Genomic DNA, 17,515 nt, shown 5'->3' with positions numbered 1-17,515 from the left:
GGGCCGACGGCGGCCGGCGGGCACCGCCGTCGTACGGTCCTCAGGCGGTCTGGCCCTAGGCGTTCTGGGCGACGACGGTGTACCCGGCCTCGGCGACGGCCTCGCCGATCTGGGCCGGGTCGAGATCAGCCTCGGAACTGACCCTCGCCGTGGAGATTCCGCCCTTGTTGAGTTCGATGCTGACGTCACGGACGCCGTCGAGGGCCTGCAGTTCTTCTGTGACGGCGTCCACGCAGTGGCCGCAGGTCATGCCGTCGATGCTGATGGTGGTGGTGCTCATGGCAGTCTCCTAGGGGTGGGGTAGGTGTTGGGCGGGGAAGGTCAGCGCAGCAGCCGGCCGATGGCGTCCGAGGCTTCCTTGACCTTGTCCTCGACGATCTGCGGGTCGCCGCTGAGTTCGGATTCCTTGGCGGCGCCGATGACGCAGTGGCCGATGTGGTCCTCGAGCAGGCCAACGCTCACCGCGTGCAGGGCCTTGTTGACGGCGGCGACCTGGGTCAGGATGTCGATGCAGTACTTGTCGTCCTCCACCATGCGGGCGATGCCGCGGACCTGGCCCTCAACGCGCTTGAGCCGGCGCAGGTACGCTTCCTTGTCCGACGTGTACGCATGCCCGATGTGCTCGTCGGCGGGGGCGGTGACGGTTTGGGTTTCGGCAGGCGGTGCTGTGTGGCTCATGGCTTCCTCAATTGGTGGACTACGCCACCAATCTATACCCCCTAGGGGTATCACGCAAGGGTGGGCGGCCGGCCGCACCCCCGCGTCACTGGTGCTGCGGGACGCGCAGCGTTCGGAAGGCGAGCCAGGCGGCCGCGACCATGAGAACCACGGCCAGCCCGGCGGTGACGGTCACGCCGCTGTCGAAAGCATGGACCGCGGAATCGAGCAGGGCGGCCCCGGTGCGTTCGGGCAACTGTCCGGCAACCGTGATGGCGCCGCCGAGGGTCTCGCCGGCGGCTTGCTGCTGTTCGGCGGACAGCCCGCCGGGCAGGGCGATGTTCCGCCGGTAGGCGCCGACCAGGATGCTGCCGAGCACGGCGGTCCCGAAGACAGAGCCCACTTCATAGGCCGTCTCCGACACGGCGGAGGCGGCCCCGGCCTTGGCCGCGGGGACGCTGGACAAGATGAGGTCGTTGGAGAGCGTCTCGGAGGCGCCGACCCCGGCACCGAGCAGCGCGAAGGCCGCCATCAGGGTCACCGCCGACGCGTCCGGGGACGATGCCACCAGTGCGTAGGCCGCCGCGGACAGCAACAGGGCACAGGCCACCACCCGGTGCGGGGGAATCCGGCGCACCAGCGGGACCGCGAGCAGGCCGGCCGTGATGGTGACCGCCAGGCCGGGCAGCAGGACCAGGCCGGCCCGCAGCGGGCTGAGCCCGAGGACCAACTGGAGATGCTGCGAGACGAAGTACAGGAAGCCGACCAGGGAGAACACGGCCAACAGGTTGACCAGCACGGCGCCGGTGAAGGGGCGGTGGCGGAACAGCCGGACATCCAGCATCGGGTTGGTGCGGCCCAACTGGCGGCGGACGAACAGCCAGCCGGCCAGGATGCCGAGCGTGAACGTTGCTGCTGCGACGGCCGGATCTCCGCCGCCGGCCAGCTGCTTGATGGCGTACACCACGGGGAGCAGGGCGGCGACGGAGAGCAGGATGCTGGCCGCATCGATAGGGCCGGGCTCGGGATCGCGCGACTCCGGCACGAACGCCGGCGTCAGCACCAGCATGGGCAGCAGCATGGGGACCGCGAGCAGAAAGACCGAACCCCACCAAAAGTGCTCCAGCAGCAGGCCGCCCAGCAGCGGGCCGAGGGCGGCGCCGGCAGAGAAGCCGGCGGCCCAGATGGCGATCGCCAGGCGCCGCTGCGCCCGGTCCGTGAAGATGTTCCGGATCAGGGACAGCGTGGCCGGCATCAGCATGGCCCCGAAGATGCCCAGGCCGGCGCGTGCGGCAACCAGCAGTTCGGCGCTGGGGGAGAAGGCGGCCAGCGCGGACAGTGCGGCGAAACCTGCCGCGCCGATCATCAGCATCCGGCGCCTGCCGAAACGGTCGCCCAGGCTGCCCATGGCCACCAGCAGGCCGGCGAGTACCAGAGGATAGATGTCGATGATCCAGAGGAGGGTGGTGCCGCTGGTGCTGAAGGCCAGGGAGATCGCGGGCAGCGCGAAGCTGAGCACCGTGTTGTCGACGGCGACCAGCAGGACCGGAAGCATCAGGACTGCCAGGGCGGTCCATTCTCGGCGCCCGGCGCGCTGGGTGACGGTAAGCATGGTGGTCTTTCTGAATCGGGGAAGTTCGACCTACTGTACCGTCTGGACGGTTTACCTGCAAAGTGGCAGCTCCGCCGGTGGGGGGAGTCCTAGGATGGGTGAATGGCCAGTGCGAGAGACCGGATCCTCGATAACTTCGAGGACATCCTGATCAAAGAGGGCGAACGAGCCGCCACGATGGACGCCGTCGCGGCGGCGGCCGGTGTGTCGAAGGGCGGGCTGCTGTACCACTTTCCCTCCAAGGAGGCCATGGTCGACGCCCTGTGCGAGCGGCTCTCCGCCCTGACCGCCGCCGACGCGGAGCAGATCATCAGTGCCCCGGAAGGTGCGGCCCGCTACTACGTGCGCACGTCCAGGTTCGTCGATTCGCCGCTGGACCGGGCCATCGTGGCCGTGGCGCGCCTGGTCCAGCAAGGCCACCCGTCCGCGGCGAGGACCTTTGCCGGGATCCAGGAACTCTGGCTGGATGCCTTGGAACAGGCGCTTGGCAGCCGGCCGGTGGCGCAGGCCGTGAAGCTCATCGGCGACGGACTCTACTACAGCGCAACCTTCTTCTCGCCGGATGCGCAGCAATACCAATTGGCCGACGGCGAGATGGATGCCTTGCTGGAACAGGTCGACACGCTGGTGGGCCGGGGCTGATCCGCGGCCGCCGGACATAGGGTGTTTGGGGATGATAAATCGTTTACGCACCGACGAGAGGAACCACATGTCTACTCCCACCGGCCACGGGGAGCACCACGAGCCCACGGCCTCCCAGCAGCCGCAGTCCACGCAGGGCGCCTACCCCGCTCACCCGCAGCAGGGCACCGGCCAGGCATACCCGCAACAGGGCGCCTACCCCGCCTACCCGCAACCGGGCCCCGGCCAGGCCTACCAGCAGCCCACCGAGCCTTACGGGTACCCGGGACAGCCCGGTCCCGGACAGCCCGTTCCCGGCAGGACCATGGGGATCGTCGGCTTTGTCCTGTCGCTGCTCGGGCCGCTGACGGTGGCCGGGCTGATTGTCAGCATCATCGGCATGGTGCAGTCCAAGCGCGCGCGTGCCAAGAACGGCTTTGCGCTCGCCGGCATCATTATCGGCGCCGTGGGCACGGTGCTGTTGATGCTGTTCATCATCATCGCGCTGGCCGGCGTCGGTTACCTCATGGAAGCCTGTGGCGAGCTGGGACCGGGCACGCACGTCGTGGACGGCGTCACCTACACCTGCAGTTAGTCACCTGCACCTGTAATTACCCCGCCACATTCCGGTGCCGGGAGTTGGCGCGGCTGAGCAAAATTTTGCCGTGACCGCGCCTGGGCCTGGTCAGTACACTGGGACGCATGACCGAGCAGGAACCGGGATTTACCGGGGCCCCGGCTCATCAGGAGGGCGCGGGTCTTACCGCGGGGGCGGCCGGTGCAGCGGTGCCGGTCGGGGACGGCGAAGCGCCGAACCTCGTCGATCCGGCCGCAGTCGACACGACCGTGCGCAGCCCTGCACAGCGGTACCGCACGTTCATGGGGATCCTGGTGAATACGGCCTTGGCCAACATCACCACCAGCTACCTGTGGTTCGCCTTGACGTTTTGGGTGTACCTGGAGACGCGCAACGTCATCGCCACCGGGGTGATCGGCGGGGCATACATGCTACTGATCGCGCTTTCCAGCATCAGCTTCGGCACGTTCGTGGACCGCTACCGCAAGCTGGCCGTGATGCGCTTCGCCGCCGTCTTCACCTTGGTGATGTTCCTTCTGTCCGGGGCCATGTTCCTGCTGACACCCCAGGCCTGGCTGCTGGACCTCGCCCGGCCGTGGTTCTGGGTCTTCTCCCTGATCATTCTGATCGGCGCGGTGGTGGAGAACATGCGCAACATTGCCCTCTCCACCACGGTGACGATCCTCGTCGACCCCGAGCGGCGGGCCAATGCCAACGGGCTGGTCGGCATGGTGCAGGGCCTGACCTTCATCGTTACCTCGGTGCTGTCGGGGCTGTCGGTAGGCCTGCTCGGCATGGGCGGGACGATCGCCGTCGCCTTGGTGCTCACGGCGCTCGCCTTCCTGCACCTGCTCACCCTGCGCATGCCGGAGGAGGTGCGTGCGGCCGCCACGGACGCACGCGGCGGCTTCGACCTGCGGGGTTCCCTCGCCGCCGTGCTGGCCATCGCCGGACTGTTCGCGCTGATCCTGTTCTCCACCTTCAACAATTTCATCGGCGGGGTTTACATGGCGCTCATGGATCCCTACGGGCTGGAACTGTTCCCCGTGGAGCTGTGGGGCGCGTACCTCGCGCTCGGTTCCACCGGATTCATCGTGGGCGGCGCGGTGATCGGCAAGTTCGGGCTCGGGCGCAATCCGCTGCGCACCATGCTCATCGCGGTGATCGTGATGGGGGCCCTCGGCGCGGTTTTCACGCTGCGCGAGTGGGCCTGGCTGTACATTGCCGGGATCTGGCTCTACCTGGCGTTGGTGCCTTTCGTGGAGGCCGCCGAGCAGACGGTCATCCAGCAGGTGGTTCCGCTGCAGCGGCAAGGCCGGGTGTTCGGATTCGCCATGGCCTTCGAATCCGCGGCTGCGCCGATCACCGCGTTCCTGATCGCACCGATTGCGCAAGTCTGGATCATCCCTTACGCGCGCTCGGTCGACGGCGCCGCCACCCTCGAACCGCTCCTGGGCGAGGGCACGTCCCGCGGCATCGCCCTGGTGTTCCTGGTGGCCGGGATCGTCATGATCGTGGCCGCCGTGCTGGCCTTCCTGACCCCGGTCTATCGTCGGATCTCGGCCTCGTATGCCGCGGCGGCCACCGAGGCGGCTGCTGAGGCGCCGGGGGCCTGATTCCGACGCGGTCAGGCTCCTGCATCCAACCTGACGTCCCGTGAGGGCTCTACTGGAGTGGCGGGCCTTACCGGGGTGCGGGCCCTACTGCGCGTCCGGGTGCAGGGCCGGCTGCAGTTCGGACAGCAAGTGCTGGACCCGGTGCTTGATGTCGTCACGGACCGCACGCACACCGGCAGCGTCCCGGCCGGCGGGGTCGTCCACGTCCCAGTCTTCATAGCGCCGGCCGGGGACCACCGGGCATTCGCCGCCGGAACCCAGGGTGACCACCATCTGCGCCTTGTTGACCGATTCGTGGGTGACCGCCGTGGGACGCACGGCGGACAGGTCGATGCCCTCTTCGGCCATGGCCTCCACGACGGCGGCGTCCAGCCGTCCGCCGGGCCGGGTTCCGGCCGAGCGGGCCTCGATGCCGCCCTCGGCGAGCTGGGAGAGGTAGGCCGCGGCCATCTGTGAGCGGCCGGCATCCCGCACGCCCACGAACAGGACGGTCGGACGGGTAGTGCCCGTTGTTGAGGCAGTCATGGCGGACCTCCGCGTCGATCGGCTCCCGGCCCGCTGCCGGTGCCGGCTGCTTCTCTTCACTGTGCCAGAACTTCGGGCAGACCCATAGATTCGCAGGCAAGAAAGCCCAGCGCCTGCAGCCGGAGCCAACCACGGATAACCCCCGGGCACACCGCGACTGCCCGGACGGATCGAGGCACTTCGGGATGCCGCGGGCAGGCAGGGAAATCGGGCCGGCAGGGAAACCGGCCGGCAGGGAAAACGGGCCGGCTCAAGCTACTGCGCCCCCGCTGCGTTGCCCGCCGCGGTGTTCTGCTCCGCGGCCGCCTGCATCGCCTCTGGTGACATGTGCACGATCTCCCAGACGTGTCCGTCCGGGTCCGCAATGGCGGCCCCGTACATGCCCGGCATCTCTTCTTCCGCCGGCCGGTAGATGGTCCCGCCGCCGGACGTCGCGTCGGCCACGAACCGGTCCACCTCCTCGGTTGAGTCCGCGCTGAGGGCCAGCAGCACTTCCTTGGCGCTCGAGCCCAGATGCGGGGTGCCGTCGCGGAGATACTTGCCGAAGTGTTCCAGCGTCACCAGCATCACCACGATCGTGTCGGAGATGACCAGGGACGAGCCATCCGGCGAGGAGAAGTCCGGATTCAGCGTGTAGCCGAGACCGGTGTAGAAGTCCGTGGACTTCTTCAGGTCGCTGACGGGCAGGTTGATGAAAACCATGCGGTCCATTGGCTGTTCCTTCCAGGCGGGCGCGCCGGCCGGCGCGGCGCAACGGGAGTGCGGACGAGGTCTACTGTGGCACTCCGGCAGGTACGAGCCAACAACTACCGGCAGAGGTAGTTGCCGCCACTGCGGGCGGCCCCGCGTGCAGGCCTCCCTTGTCCGCGGGAAGGCGCAGACCTACGGTGGAAGTAGTAGCGGCGAGGCACAAGGAGGCGCGAGATGGCGGAATTGCGGATTGAACAGTGGTGGCTGAAGCTGCCGACCGGCCACAAGCAGTGGTTCCGGGAAAACCTGCGGGCCGAGGTAGTGGACGCAGATGCGGCGGCGGCGGTCTACGAGGCGGGCGGGCCGGACCTGAAGGAAGCAACGCTGCCGGAAGAAGATTGGGAGTTCATCGAGACCCAGTCGGAGTTCGTGGACTGATAACGACGACGGCGGCCCGAGGCTCCCGGCGGATCGCCCACGGGGCGGGTAAGTTGGTGTGAAACGGCCCACGTGGCCGCCAGACGACGTGCTCGAAGGGGTGGCCCGATGGCCGGAATCATCATCGTAGGAGTAGACGGCAGCGATACCGCCATGAAGGCGGCGCGCACGGCGGCGAAACTCGCCGCGTCCATGGGCGCCGAGCTCCGGGTGGTTACCGCCCACGAATCCGATGCGACCGAAGTCGTGGCCATCGGCAACGACAAGTGGTTCATCCACGAGTCGGAGCGGGCCGAGAAGGTAGCCAGGGACGTCGCGGCAGAACTGGGCGCGGAGGGCCTGCGGACCAGCTACACGGCGGTGCTCGGCAAGCCCCAGGACGCGCTGGTGGCAGAGGCGGAACGCGTCAACGCCCGCCTGATCGTGGTCGGCAACGTGGGCATGCAGGGGCTGGGCCGGGTGCTCGGCAGCGTGGCCAGTTCGGTGACCCACAAGGCCGCCTGCGACGTGTACATCGCCAAGACCGCCGGGACCGCCGGCTGATTCGGGGATCGTGAACGAACTGCAGGTGGCCGGCCGTGCCCAGGTGCCGCCGTTCCAAGTGATGAGCATCCTGGACCGGGTTGCGCAGATGCGCGCTGCCGGCCGGGACGTTGTGTCGTTGTGCGCGGGGGAACCGTCGGGCGGCGCCCCGCGGGCAGTCTCCGAGCGGGCCGCCGGGATCCACGCCTCCGGCCAGCCGCTGACCTACACCAGCGCGCTGGGCATTCAGGAGCTGCGGGCAGCGATCGCGGGCCACTACCGGCGCTGGTACGGGTTGGACGTGGCGGCGGAGGAAGTGGCCGTGACCACGGGGTCGTCCGGGGCCTTCATGCTGACGTTCCTGAGCGCGTTCAACTCGGGCGACCGGGTGGCGTTGGCGCGGCCCGGCTATCCGGCCTACCGGAACATTCTGCGGGCGCTCGGCTGCGAGGTGGTGGAGATCGACTGCGGCCCCGAGGTCCGCTACCAGCCGACCCCGGAACTGTTGGCCGCAGCGGCGGCGGCCCACGGGCCGTTGGCCGGCCTGGTGCTGGCGTCGCCGGCCAACCCCACCGGCACCATGGTGTCGCGGAGCGAACTCGCCGCGCTCACGGCCTGGTGCGCCGAGCATGGGGTCCGCCTGGTCAGCGACGAAATCTACCACGGCATCACGTATCCGGCAGATCCGACGGAACCGGATGCCCGCGGAACCTGCGCCTGGGAACTGGACCGCACCGCCGTCGTTATTTCTTCCTTCTCCAAGTACTGGGGGATGACGGGGTGGCGGCTGGGCTGGGCGCTGATGCCGCGCGACCTCGCCCCGGCCTTCGATGCCCTCGCCGGGAACGTGGCGCTGTGCCCGCCGGCCCCGGCCCAGCTGGCGGCACTGGCGGCGTTCGAGGCGGACTCCTACAGGGAGGCGGAGGCCGCGGTGGCCGCGTTCGCCGAGGTGCGCGCGGTGTTGCTGCAGAACCTGGGCCGGCTCGCGTGGGGGAGCGCGGCACCGGCCGACGGGGCCTTCTACCTGTACGCCGACCTCGGGCGGCAACTGGAGGGTTTCGCCGATTCGGCCGAATACTGCCGGGCGCTTTTGGAGGAAGAGGGCGTGGCAGTGGTCCCCGGCGCCGACTTCGACGCCGTCAACGGCACCCGCTCCGTCCGGCTGTCCTTTGCCGCCGGTGCCGACGCCGTCGCCTCGGCCATCGAGCGCATTGTGCGCTTCCAGGAGCGCCGGCGACGCTAGCCTCCGGTTGTACGTGCGGCTCAGTTGATTCGAGAAGCCGCTGACTGAATGGCCTCGGCGAGGTCGCGGGGGCGGCTCCACATAGGCCAATGCCCCGTCGGGAGGTCAAGGGAGTCGAGGTGCTCGATGTTCGCGACTTCGGCAAACATGGCATGGCCTGTGCGGGCCAGCTCCAGCACCTGCGCGCTCGGGATCGAGCAGCACACCAGGGTGGTCCGGACCTTGCGGCGGGCATCGTTCGTGAGCTCGACGGGCTGGCGAAGCACGGGTCCGGGCTGAGGGACCGCCCGCGCCTGAAAACGCTCGAGGACCTCTGCGCTCAGGCCTTCGAGGCTCGCCTGCTGTGCGAGGACGTCGAGGGGCGGCAGCGGAAGCTCCTCCAACTCCTCCGGGAGGTCCGGGGCGAAGGCGCTTCCCGTCGCCACAGGGCCGGAGTCGACCCATACCACTCGATGGACAAGCTCGGGGTGACGGTCAAGGACGAGGCTGACGGGGGCGTTCGCCCCACTGTGAGCGACGAGAGTTACGGGCTGATCCTTGGAGACCCCGAGTTGAGTGATGGCATCCAGGATCGCTGCGGCTTGATCGTCGAGAGTCTTCGCCGCACGCTGTGGATCGTCCCCGTCGAGACCGGGCAGTGTCATCGCGATTGCACGGGCGTGGTCGGTTGTCAGGTGTTCAAGGACTTCATCCCACGCCCAGGCGCCCAGCCAGTGGCCGGCGATGAGGATGATGGTCGGACTGCTTGCAGTAGTTGTCATGGCACTACCCTCGCAGGCGCTACGGACAAGGGTATGTCACTATTCATGTCATGAATTTGTTGGGGTCTGAACCGTGAAGCGGGTCGAGCGGCTCCATGCCCTGTCCGAGATGTTGCGCCGCAGCGGCGCGCGGGGAGTTTCCGCCGAACGGTTGGCTCGAGAGTTCGCGGTATCCGTGCGCACCATCAAGAGAGACCTCGATGCGTTGGAGAACAGCGGTGCGCCGATATGGTCCCGCCCCGGTCCGGGCGGTGGCTACGGATTAACTATCGGCGCGTCCCTGCCGCCGGTCAGCCTGTCCCCGGCGCAGGCCGTGGCGCTCATGGCGGCCGTGTCCGCTGCACCCGATGCCCCCTACGCCGATCTGGCAGCAGCGGGTATCCAGAAGATCCTGGACGTCCTCGATCCCAATACCCGGGCACGCGCCGACGAGTTGGCCCACCGCGTCTGGGTCAACGCGCTTCCCTCCTCTTCGCGCGCCATCAAGTCGGCACTGGAGGAGGCGATGGCCGAGCAGCGCGTGATCCGCATTCGCTACACATCGGGAGACGAGACCACGACCACCCGCGATGTCGAGCCAGTGCTGTTCGCCTCCACGAACGGCCAGTGGTACCTGGTTGGGTGGTGCCGGCTGCGCAACGCCATGCGATGGTTCACCGTGTCACGCATCGAGCGGGCCAGCGTAACCACGACGGCTTGCGGCGGCCACACTATCCAGGAGGTCGGAGAACCCCCGGCGAACGCCAGGCCGGTGCACGGCCGGGGCGAGTGAGTCACTCAATCAATCTCTTCGGTCGGTACAGCTGGCCTCCGACTAGGCCATGTCCGGGCCCGGGCCCAGAGCGGTTCACGCGGGGGCGGGAAGGCGTCACACCGGCCGTTCCCAATCCTCCACCGGACCCTCGACCGTGGTGAACAACGGATGCGGGTCGGGGACCCCTTGGCTTTGCTGCTCCAGCCCCTGGTTCAGGACCACGGCGTGGGCCGGGTCCCGCACCGCGAGTTTTGCGATCAGATGCCTCAGTTCGAAGCTGAGCTGTTCCGAATGGACCGGCAGGCGAGGCTGCCGCTCCCTTGCGGCGGCACCGGCCGCCGAGGTTCCCGGGCACCGGATCAGGCCGGTGTTAAAGGCATAGCCGCGGGCCGCAGCCTCGGCTGCCAGCCCCTCCAGGTAGGCGCCGATGGCTGCCATCGGGTCCTCCGCGGCACGGAACCGCTGCAGCTGCGGGTGGTTGCGGTAGCCCTTGGTTTCGCCTGCGAGGACCTTTTGCGCCAGCAGGGCCTCCCGCCAGCAGGCCACCAGGCCCCTCCGGTCAAGCAGCCGGGGGTGCAGGCTCCATATCCGCATTGGACCAGAATAAGCACACCTCGCCCGTCCGGGGCGGCGGCCGGGCGGCCGGGCAGCAGCCGCGCTCCGGGGCGGCCGGCGGCGAAGGGAGAACTATATCGCGTCTGTGAGACAATAGGTGGCAATGTCTTCGCAGATTTCTTCCCCCCAAAAAACTTCCGACCGGCCCCAGGTGCGTCCCGCCGCCGAGGGCTGGAACCAGGCCGTCACCAGCGAGGGCCGTCCGCTGCTGCAGTTCAAGTCCCCGCGGGTCACGCAGCCGCCGGTCCATCTCGCCGACATGACGCTGGCCGAGCGGCAGGAAAAGATGAAGGAGCTGGGACTGCCGGCGTTTCGCGCCAAGCAGCTGTCCACTCATTACTTCCAGCACTACACCACCGATCCCGAGCGCATGAGCGACCTGCCCAAGGAGCGGCGCGCGGAACTGGCCGAGACCTTCTTCCCCACCCTCCTCACCGAGGTCAAGCGCCTGACCACCGACAACGGCGACACGATCAAGTTCCTGTGGCGGCTCTTCGACGGCTCGCTGGTCGAATCGGTCCTGATGCGCTACCCGGGCCGGGTCACGCTCTGCGTTTCCAGCCAGTGCGGCTGCGGCATGAACTGCCCGTTCTGCGCCACCGGCCAGGCCGGCCTGACCCGCAACATGTCCACCGCGGAAATCCTGGACCAGATTGTCCAGGCCAACCGGGTCATCGCCGAGGGCGGCCTCGGCGGCAAGCGCAAGGACGCCGGCCCCGACGCAGGGCGGGTCACCAACATCGTCTTCATGGGCATGGGTGAGCCGCTGGCCAACTACAAGCGCGTGATGAATGCCGTGCACCGCATGGTGGACGAGGCACCCGAGGGCCTGGGCATGAGCGCCCGCGGCATCACAGTCTCCACCGTGGGTCTGGTGCCGGCGATCAACAAGCTGGCCGACGAGAACCTGCCCTTCACCTTCGCGCTCAGCCTGCACGCCCCGGACGACGAGCTGCGCGACGAGCTGATCCCGGTGAACTCCCGCTGGAAGGTCGACGAGGCACTCGACGCCGCCTACGGCTACTACCAGCGCACCGGCCGGCGCGTCTCCATCGAGTATGCGCTGATCAAGGACATGAACGACCACGCGTGGCGCGCCGACCTGCTGGCCAAGAAGCTCAACAAGCGCGGCCGCGGCTGGGTGCACGTCAACCCCATCCCGCTGAACCCCACCCCGGGCTCCATCTGGACCTCGTCCGACCCGGACGTCACCCGCGAGTTCGTGGCCCGGCTTAACGACGCCGGCGTCCCCACCACGCTGCGCGACACCCGCGGCAAGGAGATCGACGGCGCCTGCGGCCAGCTGGCGGCGACGGAGTAACCCCGCACTAACAACAACGACGGCGGGCGGGCCGGGTCCTCGGACCCGGCCCGCTAGTCTTGGACCGCCGAGGGGTCCAGATGTTGCCGCGGGACCCGGTCACGGGTGTACGTGATCTCGGTGAAGCCGTGCGGTGCGGGCTTGCCGTCCTCGCCCAGGTTTACGAAGACGATCTTTTCGATGGTCAGGATCGATTGGCGCGTGAACATGTTCCGCACCTCGGCCCGCATCGTCAGGGACGTCCGGCCGAAATGCGTGGCCTTCAGGCCCATCTCGATCAGATCGCCCTGACGGGCCGAGCTGACGAAGTTGATCTCCGACATGTACTTCGTCACTGCCTTGCCGTTGCCCAGTTGGACGATGGCGTAGATGGCCGCCTGCTCGTCGATCCACCGCAGCAAGCTTCCGCCGAACAGGGTGCCGTTGGCGTTGAGGTCTTCGGGACGCACCCACTTGCGGGTGTGGAAGGAAATGTCGTCGGTGCCCATGGGACGACTGTATCGGAACGGGCCGGCGGCTCGTCGGGAGTCATTCGCCCGCCGAGACGCCGGCCCGCCGAGGCGCCGGCCCGCCGAGGCGCCGGCAGCCGGTCCTAGGTTTCGTCGAGTCTCTCGACGTCGTCGGCCGCCTTGGGCACGTGCGGAATCGACTCGGTCGTCGGCGGCACCACGGGGGTGAGCACCGAGGCGTAGGCGTGTTCGCTGGAGTATTTGAGGAACGCCAGGTGCGCCTCGTACCGGTCGAGGACGTCGTTGATGACCTGTTGCTGGGTCAAACCCATGAGGTCGTAGCCCTCGCTGCCGGTCTGGGTGAACACCTCGAGCCGGTAGTACGTGTCGATCTCGCGGGGCATGCTGCGGCCGCCGAAGGTCGGAACGGGGGCCTCGACCGCGGCCACCTGGTAGTGGAAGTCGCGGTGGTCGTCCATATTCACCACGAGGATGTGCTCGTCGATGCCGGTCTTCGCGTTCGGCGTCGTCGTCATCTCTGCCTCGTAGCCGAGTTCGGTGAATTCCTTGGCGACGTCCTGCAGCGCCGGCTGCACGACCCGCTCGGCAAATTGTGCCACGGCCTTGTTCGACGGGTAGGACCGCAGGCGCGCCAGGCGTTGCCGCCAGGTTTTCTCCGGTATCTGCCCGCCATGGGCGGCAGCAGTGCGCCGCCGCAGCACCTGCCCCTCGCGCTCGGCCCGTTCCATCCTGAGCACCTTCGAGAAGGAGGCCATCACCAGATACGCGATGACGGTCACCGGCAACGCGAAGATCAGGGTGGCGTATTCCATGGTCGTGACGCCACCGGCCACCAGCATGGCCACCGTGAGGAACGCCGTGACGAGGGCCCAGAAGATGCGCAGCCACTTGGCCCCGTCCATCGCCGGATCGGGGATCATGGAGGAGAAGTTCGACATCACCATCGCACCGGAATTGGCGCTGGTGAGGTAGAACAGCAGGCCCGAGAGGGTGGCCAAACCGATCAGGAACGGCGCGCCCGGGAACATCTCCAGCAGGGCATACCACCCGTGCTCGGGGCTGTCGATGGCCTCCTGCGCGAATTCGGTATTGCCGGCGAGAACCTCGCTCATGGCGCTGTTGCCGAAAATCGAGACGATGAAGAAGTCGCAGAGGACCGGGGCGGTGATGGCCGCGATGACGAACTCCCGCAGCGTCCGGCCACGCGAAATCCGCGCCAGGAAAAGGCCCACGAACGGGCCCCAGGCCAGCCAGAAGGCCCAAAAGAAGAGGGTCCAGCCGGCCATCCACGCCGAACCGTCCTCCTCATAGGCCAGGGTCTGCAGGGTGCGCTCCGGCAGGGAGAAGATGAAGCGGCCGATGTTCTCGACCATGGCGTTCAGCAGGAACGAGGTCTTGCCCGTGATCAGGATGTAGAGCATCATCGCTCCGGCAGCCCACAGGTTCAGTTCGGAGATCCACCGGATCCCCTTGTCCACGCCGGAAGTACACGCCGCCACGGTCATGACGACGGCGACGAGCACGAGGGCAATCTGCAGGGCCAGCCCCTCCGGCAGGCCGAACAACCAGCTGAAGCCGACGTTGAGCAGGACGACGCCGATGCCCATCGACGTGGCGACGCCGAAGACGGTGCCGACCAAGGCGAAAATGTCGATGACATCGCCGGTGGCGCCGCGCACCCGCTTCCCCAGCAGGGGGTAGAGCGCGGCCCTGATGGACAGTGGCATGCCCCACCGGTAAGCGAAATATCCCATTGCCATGCCGAGAAGGGCATACATCGACCAGCCTGCCACTCCATAGTGGAACATGGTCCAGACGACGGCGTCCTGCGCGGCTTCCGCCGATTCGGGGGCGGCGGTGGGAGGAGTGATGTACTGCGTGATCGGGCCGGTGACGGAGTAGAAGAGCATGTCGATGCCCACGCCGGCGGCGAAGAGCATGGCGACCCAGGTGAAGAGGTTGTACTGAGGGCGTGAGTGGTCGGGGCCGAGCCTGACGCTGCCTTCCTTGGAGAGGGCAACCCACAGGACGAAGAGAATGACGAGGGTGACGGTTAGGACGTAGAACCAGCCCAGATTGGTGGCGATCCAGCCGACCATGGTGTGCATCGTGCCGGCCGCGTTGCCTGGGGCGACGATGGCCCAGATGGAGAAGGCGAGGACGATCGCCGACGAGATGATGAAGACCCGCCAGTTGACCCGGGGGCCGCGGTTCTCGGTGAGTTCGGCGGGCCCTTTGCTCAGTTCCGTGCTGGATATGGGCGGGCGCCTGGCCTCGGAATCGGCGTCGGCCGGTTTGCGCCGTTCCGCCACGCCGAAGCGGCTGCGTTCGACCAGTGGTTTGAGCGCCTCATTGTTCGAGATGCCGTCGTCTTCGGCGTTAGCCATCGGATTCTCCTTCTCTCGCGGGCGGTGCCTGCTGCTCTGGTCAGCGGCGGCACGTCACCCAAAAAACCGTGGCGGTGAACAGCGTAGACCCCCCAAGCCCGTCCGTGCCCACCTGCGGGGGAGCAATTTTGCCGATCCCCGGCTCCGCCTCCCCGCCCTGGACGGCCGCTTGCCGGGACAACCTGCGTCGTGGCTGCCGCCATGCGCTGCTGCTGGCAGCGGTGTCGGCGGCCGGGCTGCTGCCCGTGCTGCCACCGGGTCCTTCTTCGGGCGCTGCCGGCTGGTGCCGGGCGGCGCTCCGGCAGGGGAGTAGGCCAAAAAAGTGGGACCCCGGCCTGAAACAGGCAAGGGTCCCACTAGTAGTTGCGGGGGTAGGATTTGAACCTACGACCTCCGGGTTGTGAACCCGGCGAGCTGCCGAACTGCTCCACCCTGCGGCGCCTATGACTGTAGACCCCCCAGTTTCCAAACGACAAATTTGGTGAGGGGCGTCACGACATGCTTTAGGAAAACCTGTGATTCAAGCACGACGGCGGGCGGGCGCCTTTCCGGCAGTAAAGGGCCGCCGTGCGGCGGTGACCTCGACCGCTGTTTCGTCGGTCGAGGGCACCGCCGATGGTGCTTAGGCGCCGTCCTGCCGTCGGGCTGCTTCGCGTCCCGCCAGGTAGCCGAACACCAGTCCGAGCGAGATCGTCCCGCCGGCGCCTCCGTAGAACCCCTTTGTGGGGGCTCCGCCCGCGTTGCCGGCGGCGTACAGGCCCTTGATGACCTTGCCCTCGGTGTTCAGGGCACGCCCGAATGCATCGGTCTTCGGGCCGCCGACGGTGCCGAGTGCGCTGGCCTCGACCTTGAGCGCGTAGAAGGGTGCAGTGTCGACCGGCCCCAGCACACTTGACCGCGGGCTCTTCAGCACCGGCCGGATGATCTTCGCCAGGGGCTTGACCACCACGGAACGGAGGCGTTCGGGGTCGTTCCTCTTTGCCACCCGGCCGGCGAGCTTGCTCGCAATCGGACCGACGGCCTTGGCGATGAGCACCCTGGCCTTTGCGGTGGCGGCAGGGAAGCGCGCGTCCGGCGAGTTCTTGCCCAGCCGCGGATAGTAGGCACCGAAGTAGCGGTCGAACATCGTGTCACCGCGGTTGAACTGCGGATCGCGGCCCCGTGCGGCCTCGGGGTTAAAGCGGTCGACGGTGCGGAGCAGTCCCACCTCGTCGACGCCGATCTTGGCCGCCAGTTCCGAGAGGGTATTGGCGCTCTGGAGGTACTCGGGCACTTCTCCGCCCGGCGTGATGCCGAAGATCCCGAACTTCTCCCAGTAGTTCTGGTCGAAGATCAGCCATGCGGTGGCGTTGGGCATGGTGCCCGTCTCCGGGTCGACCTCGCGCATGATCTGCCCGAACTGGTCGTAGGCCAGCGCCTCGTTCGCGAAGCGCTCGCCCTTGCTGTTCACCATGAGGCTGTGCGGCAGGGCCCGCTCACCCAGGAACACGCGGCTGAGCGGCTGGCCTTCCAACTCCTCGCCGGGCAGCTGCACGCCGGGCATCCACCAGGCGTCTTCCATCCCGGTCAGGTCGGCGCCGACCTCGTTGGCCAACTGCACCGCGATGCCGTCGTGGCCCTTCGGTGAGACCTGCACGCCGAAGGGTGCGTCGAGGTAGGTGGTGGTGACCTCGTCGGAGCTTTCAAAGCCACCGCTGGCCAGCAGGACGCCCTTGGTGGCGCGCACCGTGTGCTCCACACCATCGGCTCGTACGACGATCCCCTGCACGCCCGACTCGTCCGTCACGAGCCGGACTGCGGGCGCCTCCACACGTACGTCCACGCCGTTGCGCAGGCTGCCCTCAAGCAGGGCACCGACCAGTGCCGGTCCCGCGAGCCAGACGTCGTCGATGCCGATACCGCCGAGCAACCAGAACGGGAGCGGGTTCTTGGCCATGCCCGTCGTGAGGGCCGGCCGCACGTACTGTGCGGCCTCTCCCAGTCCCTCGGGGGAGTAGGGGCCGGGGAAGAGCGCACGGCCGACGGACGCGCCCTCAATGTCGGAGCGGTAGTCCGGCCAGATCGTCGGGATCCACCCGAAGGAGGTGTGCTCTTCGATGAAGCGGGCGACGTCGGGTCCGGCTTCCAGGAAACTCTCCACCAGGTCGTGGTCGAGAACCTTGTCCCGACCCTGTCCGTAGATGTAGCGCCGGGCCTGGTCCAGGTTGTCCTCGACCTTGAGGTCCTTGGTCGAGAAGCCGTGGTTTGGGATCCAGGCGGCACCCGCGGAGATGCCGGTGGCGCCTCCGACGAGTTCCCGCGACTCGACAACGAGAACCCTTGCGCCCTCCCTGGCAGCAGTGAGCGCCGCCATCAGGCCAGCCCCGCCGGAACCGACAATGGCTACATCTACCTCGTCGGGGATGCCCTTTTGAGACACGGTCCCGATGGATCCGCTGTGCTGAGTCAAACTGTCAACCACGATTTCCTCCTTACAGATAGTCCCCGTCACCGGCCTCACCGGTTCAGTGAGGCGCTGCAGAAGTCCATGCGGGGACGCTTGTCGCAGCAGCCCTCGGGAGTGCGAACCGATGCAGGCGCTAAGACGAGTACATGCAGTGCATGCATATGCATCTACGCTAAACCACAAATAGTTGACGTGTCAACTATTTGCTCCTTCCGTTTCCATCAGATCAAGGACCATGCCAAGTGTCGAATTCCGGGAGA

At 67.6% G+C, this 17,515-nt stretch carries 18 protein-coding genes and 1 tRNA gene; 8 read left to right on the top strand and 11 right to left on the bottom strand.

Translation table 11 applies throughout. The features are described from left to right. Positions 1-55: 55 nt before the first annotated feature. The 3 genes from AC5RVZ_RS08155 to AC5RVZ_RS08145 all read right to left on the bottom strand — a co-directional run bounded on the left by AC5RVZ_RS08155 (position 56) and on the right by AC5RVZ_RS08145 (position 2,269). Positions 56-280, bottom strand: a complete 225-nt coding sequence (locus tag AC5RVZ_RS08155) for a heavy-metal-associated domain-containing protein (protein WP_494065252.1) — start codon at positions 278-280, stop codon at positions 56-58. Positions 281-321: 41 nt separating this feature from the next. Continuing rightward, positions 322-678: a metal-sensitive transcriptional regulator gene (locus tag AC5RVZ_RS08150; protein WP_494065251.1), complete on the bottom strand. Its 357-nt coding sequence runs from the start codon at positions 676-678 to the stop codon at positions 322-324. A gap of 85 nt (positions 679-763) precedes the next feature. Continuing rightward, positions 764-2,269: an MFS transporter gene (locus tag AC5RVZ_RS08145; protein WP_494065250.1), complete on the bottom strand. Its 1,506-nt coding sequence runs from the start codon at positions 2,267-2,269 to the stop codon at positions 764-766. 102 nt (positions 2,270-2,371) lie between these two features. Between AC5RVZ_RS08145 and AC5RVZ_RS08140 the strand changes: the two genes are divergently transcribed. The 3 genes from AC5RVZ_RS08140 to AC5RVZ_RS08130 all read left to right on the top strand — a co-directional run bounded on the left by AC5RVZ_RS08140 (position 2,372) and on the right by AC5RVZ_RS08130 (position 5,083). Continuing rightward, the gene (locus tag AC5RVZ_RS08140) at positions 2,372-2,911 is read left to right on the top strand and encodes a TetR/AcrR family transcriptional regulator (RefSeq protein WP_493980101.1); all 540 of its coding nucleotides are present in this window, start codon (positions 2,372-2,374) and stop codon (positions 2,909-2,911) included. A gap of 67 nt (positions 2,912-2,978) precedes the next feature. Next, positions 2,979-3,485 (top strand): DUF4190 domain-containing protein, encoded by a 507-nt coding sequence (locus AC5RVZ_RS08135; protein ID WP_494065249.1) that lies wholly within the window; start codon positions 2,979-2,981, stop codon positions 3,483-3,485. 107 nt (positions 3,486-3,592) lie between these two features. Next, a complete protein-coding gene (locus AC5RVZ_RS08130) occupies positions 3,593-5,083 on the top strand; it encodes an MFS transporter (RefSeq protein WP_494065248.1) in 1,491 nt (496 codons plus the stop codon). A gap of 84 nt (positions 5,084-5,167) precedes the next feature. On the opposite strand, the gene AC5RVZ_RS08125 is transcribed toward AC5RVZ_RS08130, so the two are convergent. Both AC5RVZ_RS08125 and AC5RVZ_RS08120 read right to left on the bottom strand, forming a co-directional pair. Further along, positions 5,168-5,608, bottom strand: coding sequence for an arsenate-mycothiol transferase ArsC (locus tag AC5RVZ_RS08125; protein ID WP_494065247.1), 441 nt, complete (start codon positions 5,606-5,608; stop codon positions 5,168-5,170). A gap of 255 nt (positions 5,609-5,863) precedes the next feature. After that, a complete protein-coding gene (locus AC5RVZ_RS08120; protein ID WP_494065246.1) occupies positions 5,864-6,319 on the bottom strand; it encodes a VOC family protein in 456 nt (151 codons plus the stop codon). 213 nt (positions 6,320-6,532) lie between these two features. On the opposite strand from AC5RVZ_RS08120, the gene AC5RVZ_RS08115 reads away from it, so the two are divergent. From AC5RVZ_RS08115 to AC5RVZ_RS08105, 3 genes are all read left to right on the top strand, one after another. After that, positions 6,533-6,736: a hypothetical protein gene (locus AC5RVZ_RS08115; RefSeq protein WP_494065245.1), complete on the top strand. Its 204-nt coding sequence runs from the start codon at positions 6,533-6,535 to the stop codon at positions 6,734-6,736. A gap of 108 nt (positions 6,737-6,844) precedes the next feature. Beyond that, positions 6,845-7,279 carry a universal stress protein gene (locus tag AC5RVZ_RS08110; RefSeq protein WP_494065244.1) on the top strand — a complete coding sequence of 145 codons (435 nt, stop codon included), beginning with the start codon at positions 6,845-6,847 and terminating at the stop codon, positions 7,277-7,279. A gap of 61 nt (positions 7,280-7,340) precedes the next feature. Continuing rightward, positions 7,341-8,501 carry an aminotransferase class I/II-fold pyridoxal phosphate-dependent enzyme gene (locus AC5RVZ_RS08105; protein ID WP_494065512.1) on the top strand — a complete coding sequence of 387 codons (1,161 nt, stop codon included), beginning with the start codon at positions 7,341-7,343 and terminating at the stop codon, positions 8,499-8,501. 20 nt (positions 8,502-8,521) lie between these two features. Here AC5RVZ_RS08105 and AC5RVZ_RS08100 read toward each other — a convergent pair whose 3' ends face one another. Continuing rightward, positions 8,522-9,262: an alpha/beta fold hydrolase gene (locus AC5RVZ_RS08100; RefSeq protein ID WP_494065243.1), complete on the bottom strand. Its 741-nt coding sequence runs from the start codon at positions 9,260-9,262 to the stop codon at positions 8,522-8,524. A 73-nt stretch (positions 9,263-9,335) separates the two neighbouring features. Here AC5RVZ_RS08100 and AC5RVZ_RS08095 point away from each other — a divergent pair, with 73 nt between their 5' ends. Further along, entirely contained in the window at positions 9,336-10,034 is a 699-nt protein-coding gene (locus tag AC5RVZ_RS08095) for a helix-turn-helix transcriptional regulator (protein ID WP_494065242.1), read from the top strand. 96 nt (positions 10,035-10,130) lie between these two features. On the opposite strand, the gene AC5RVZ_RS08090 is transcribed toward AC5RVZ_RS08095, so the two are convergent. After that, the gene (locus AC5RVZ_RS08090) at positions 10,131-10,610 is read right to left on the bottom strand and encodes a pyrimidine dimer DNA glycosylase/endonuclease V (RefSeq protein ID WP_494065241.1); all 480 of its coding nucleotides are present in this window, start codon (positions 10,608-10,610) and stop codon (positions 10,131-10,133) included. Positions 10,611-10,734: 124 nt separating this feature from the next. Between AC5RVZ_RS08090 and rlmN the strand changes: the two genes are divergently transcribed. Continuing rightward, on the top strand, positions 10,735-11,952 hold the full coding sequence (rlmN, locus tag AC5RVZ_RS08085; RefSeq protein ID WP_493980094.1) for a dual-specificity RNA methyltransferase RlmN: 1,218 nt from the start codon (positions 10,735-10,737) through the stop codon (positions 11,950-11,952). Between the two features lie 53 nt (positions 11,953-12,005). Here rlmN and AC5RVZ_RS08080 read toward each other — a convergent pair whose 3' ends face one another. The 4 genes from AC5RVZ_RS08080 to AC5RVZ_RS08065 all read right to left on the bottom strand — a co-directional run bounded on the left by AC5RVZ_RS08080 (position 12,006) and on the right by AC5RVZ_RS08065 (position 17,270). Beyond that, positions 12,006-12,440 (bottom strand): acyl-CoA thioesterase, encoded by a 435-nt coding sequence (locus tag AC5RVZ_RS08080; RefSeq protein ID WP_494065240.1) that lies wholly within the window; start codon positions 12,438-12,440, stop codon positions 12,006-12,008. A gap of 104 nt (positions 12,441-12,544) precedes the next feature. Then, positions 12,545-14,809: a choline BCCT transporter BetT gene (betT, locus tag AC5RVZ_RS08075; RefSeq protein WP_494065239.1), complete on the bottom strand. Its 2,265-nt coding sequence runs from the start codon at positions 14,807-14,809 to the stop codon at positions 12,545-12,547. 363 nt (positions 14,810-15,172) lie between these two features. Continuing rightward, a tRNA-Val gene (locus AC5RVZ_RS08070) sits at positions 15,173-15,246 on the bottom strand. A 185-nt stretch (positions 15,247-15,431) separates the two neighbouring features. Continuing rightward, positions 15,432-17,270 carry an FAD-dependent oxidoreductase gene (locus tag AC5RVZ_RS08065; protein ID WP_494065238.1) on the bottom strand — a complete coding sequence of 613 codons (1,839 nt, stop codon included), beginning with the start codon at positions 17,268-17,270 and terminating at the stop codon, positions 15,432-15,434. Between the last annotated feature and the right edge of the window lie 245 nt (positions 17,271-17,515).

The organism is Arthrobacter sp. Cza30 (assembly GCF_059090765.1).
This window is presented reverse-complemented; position numbering and strand designations above follow the sequence as displayed.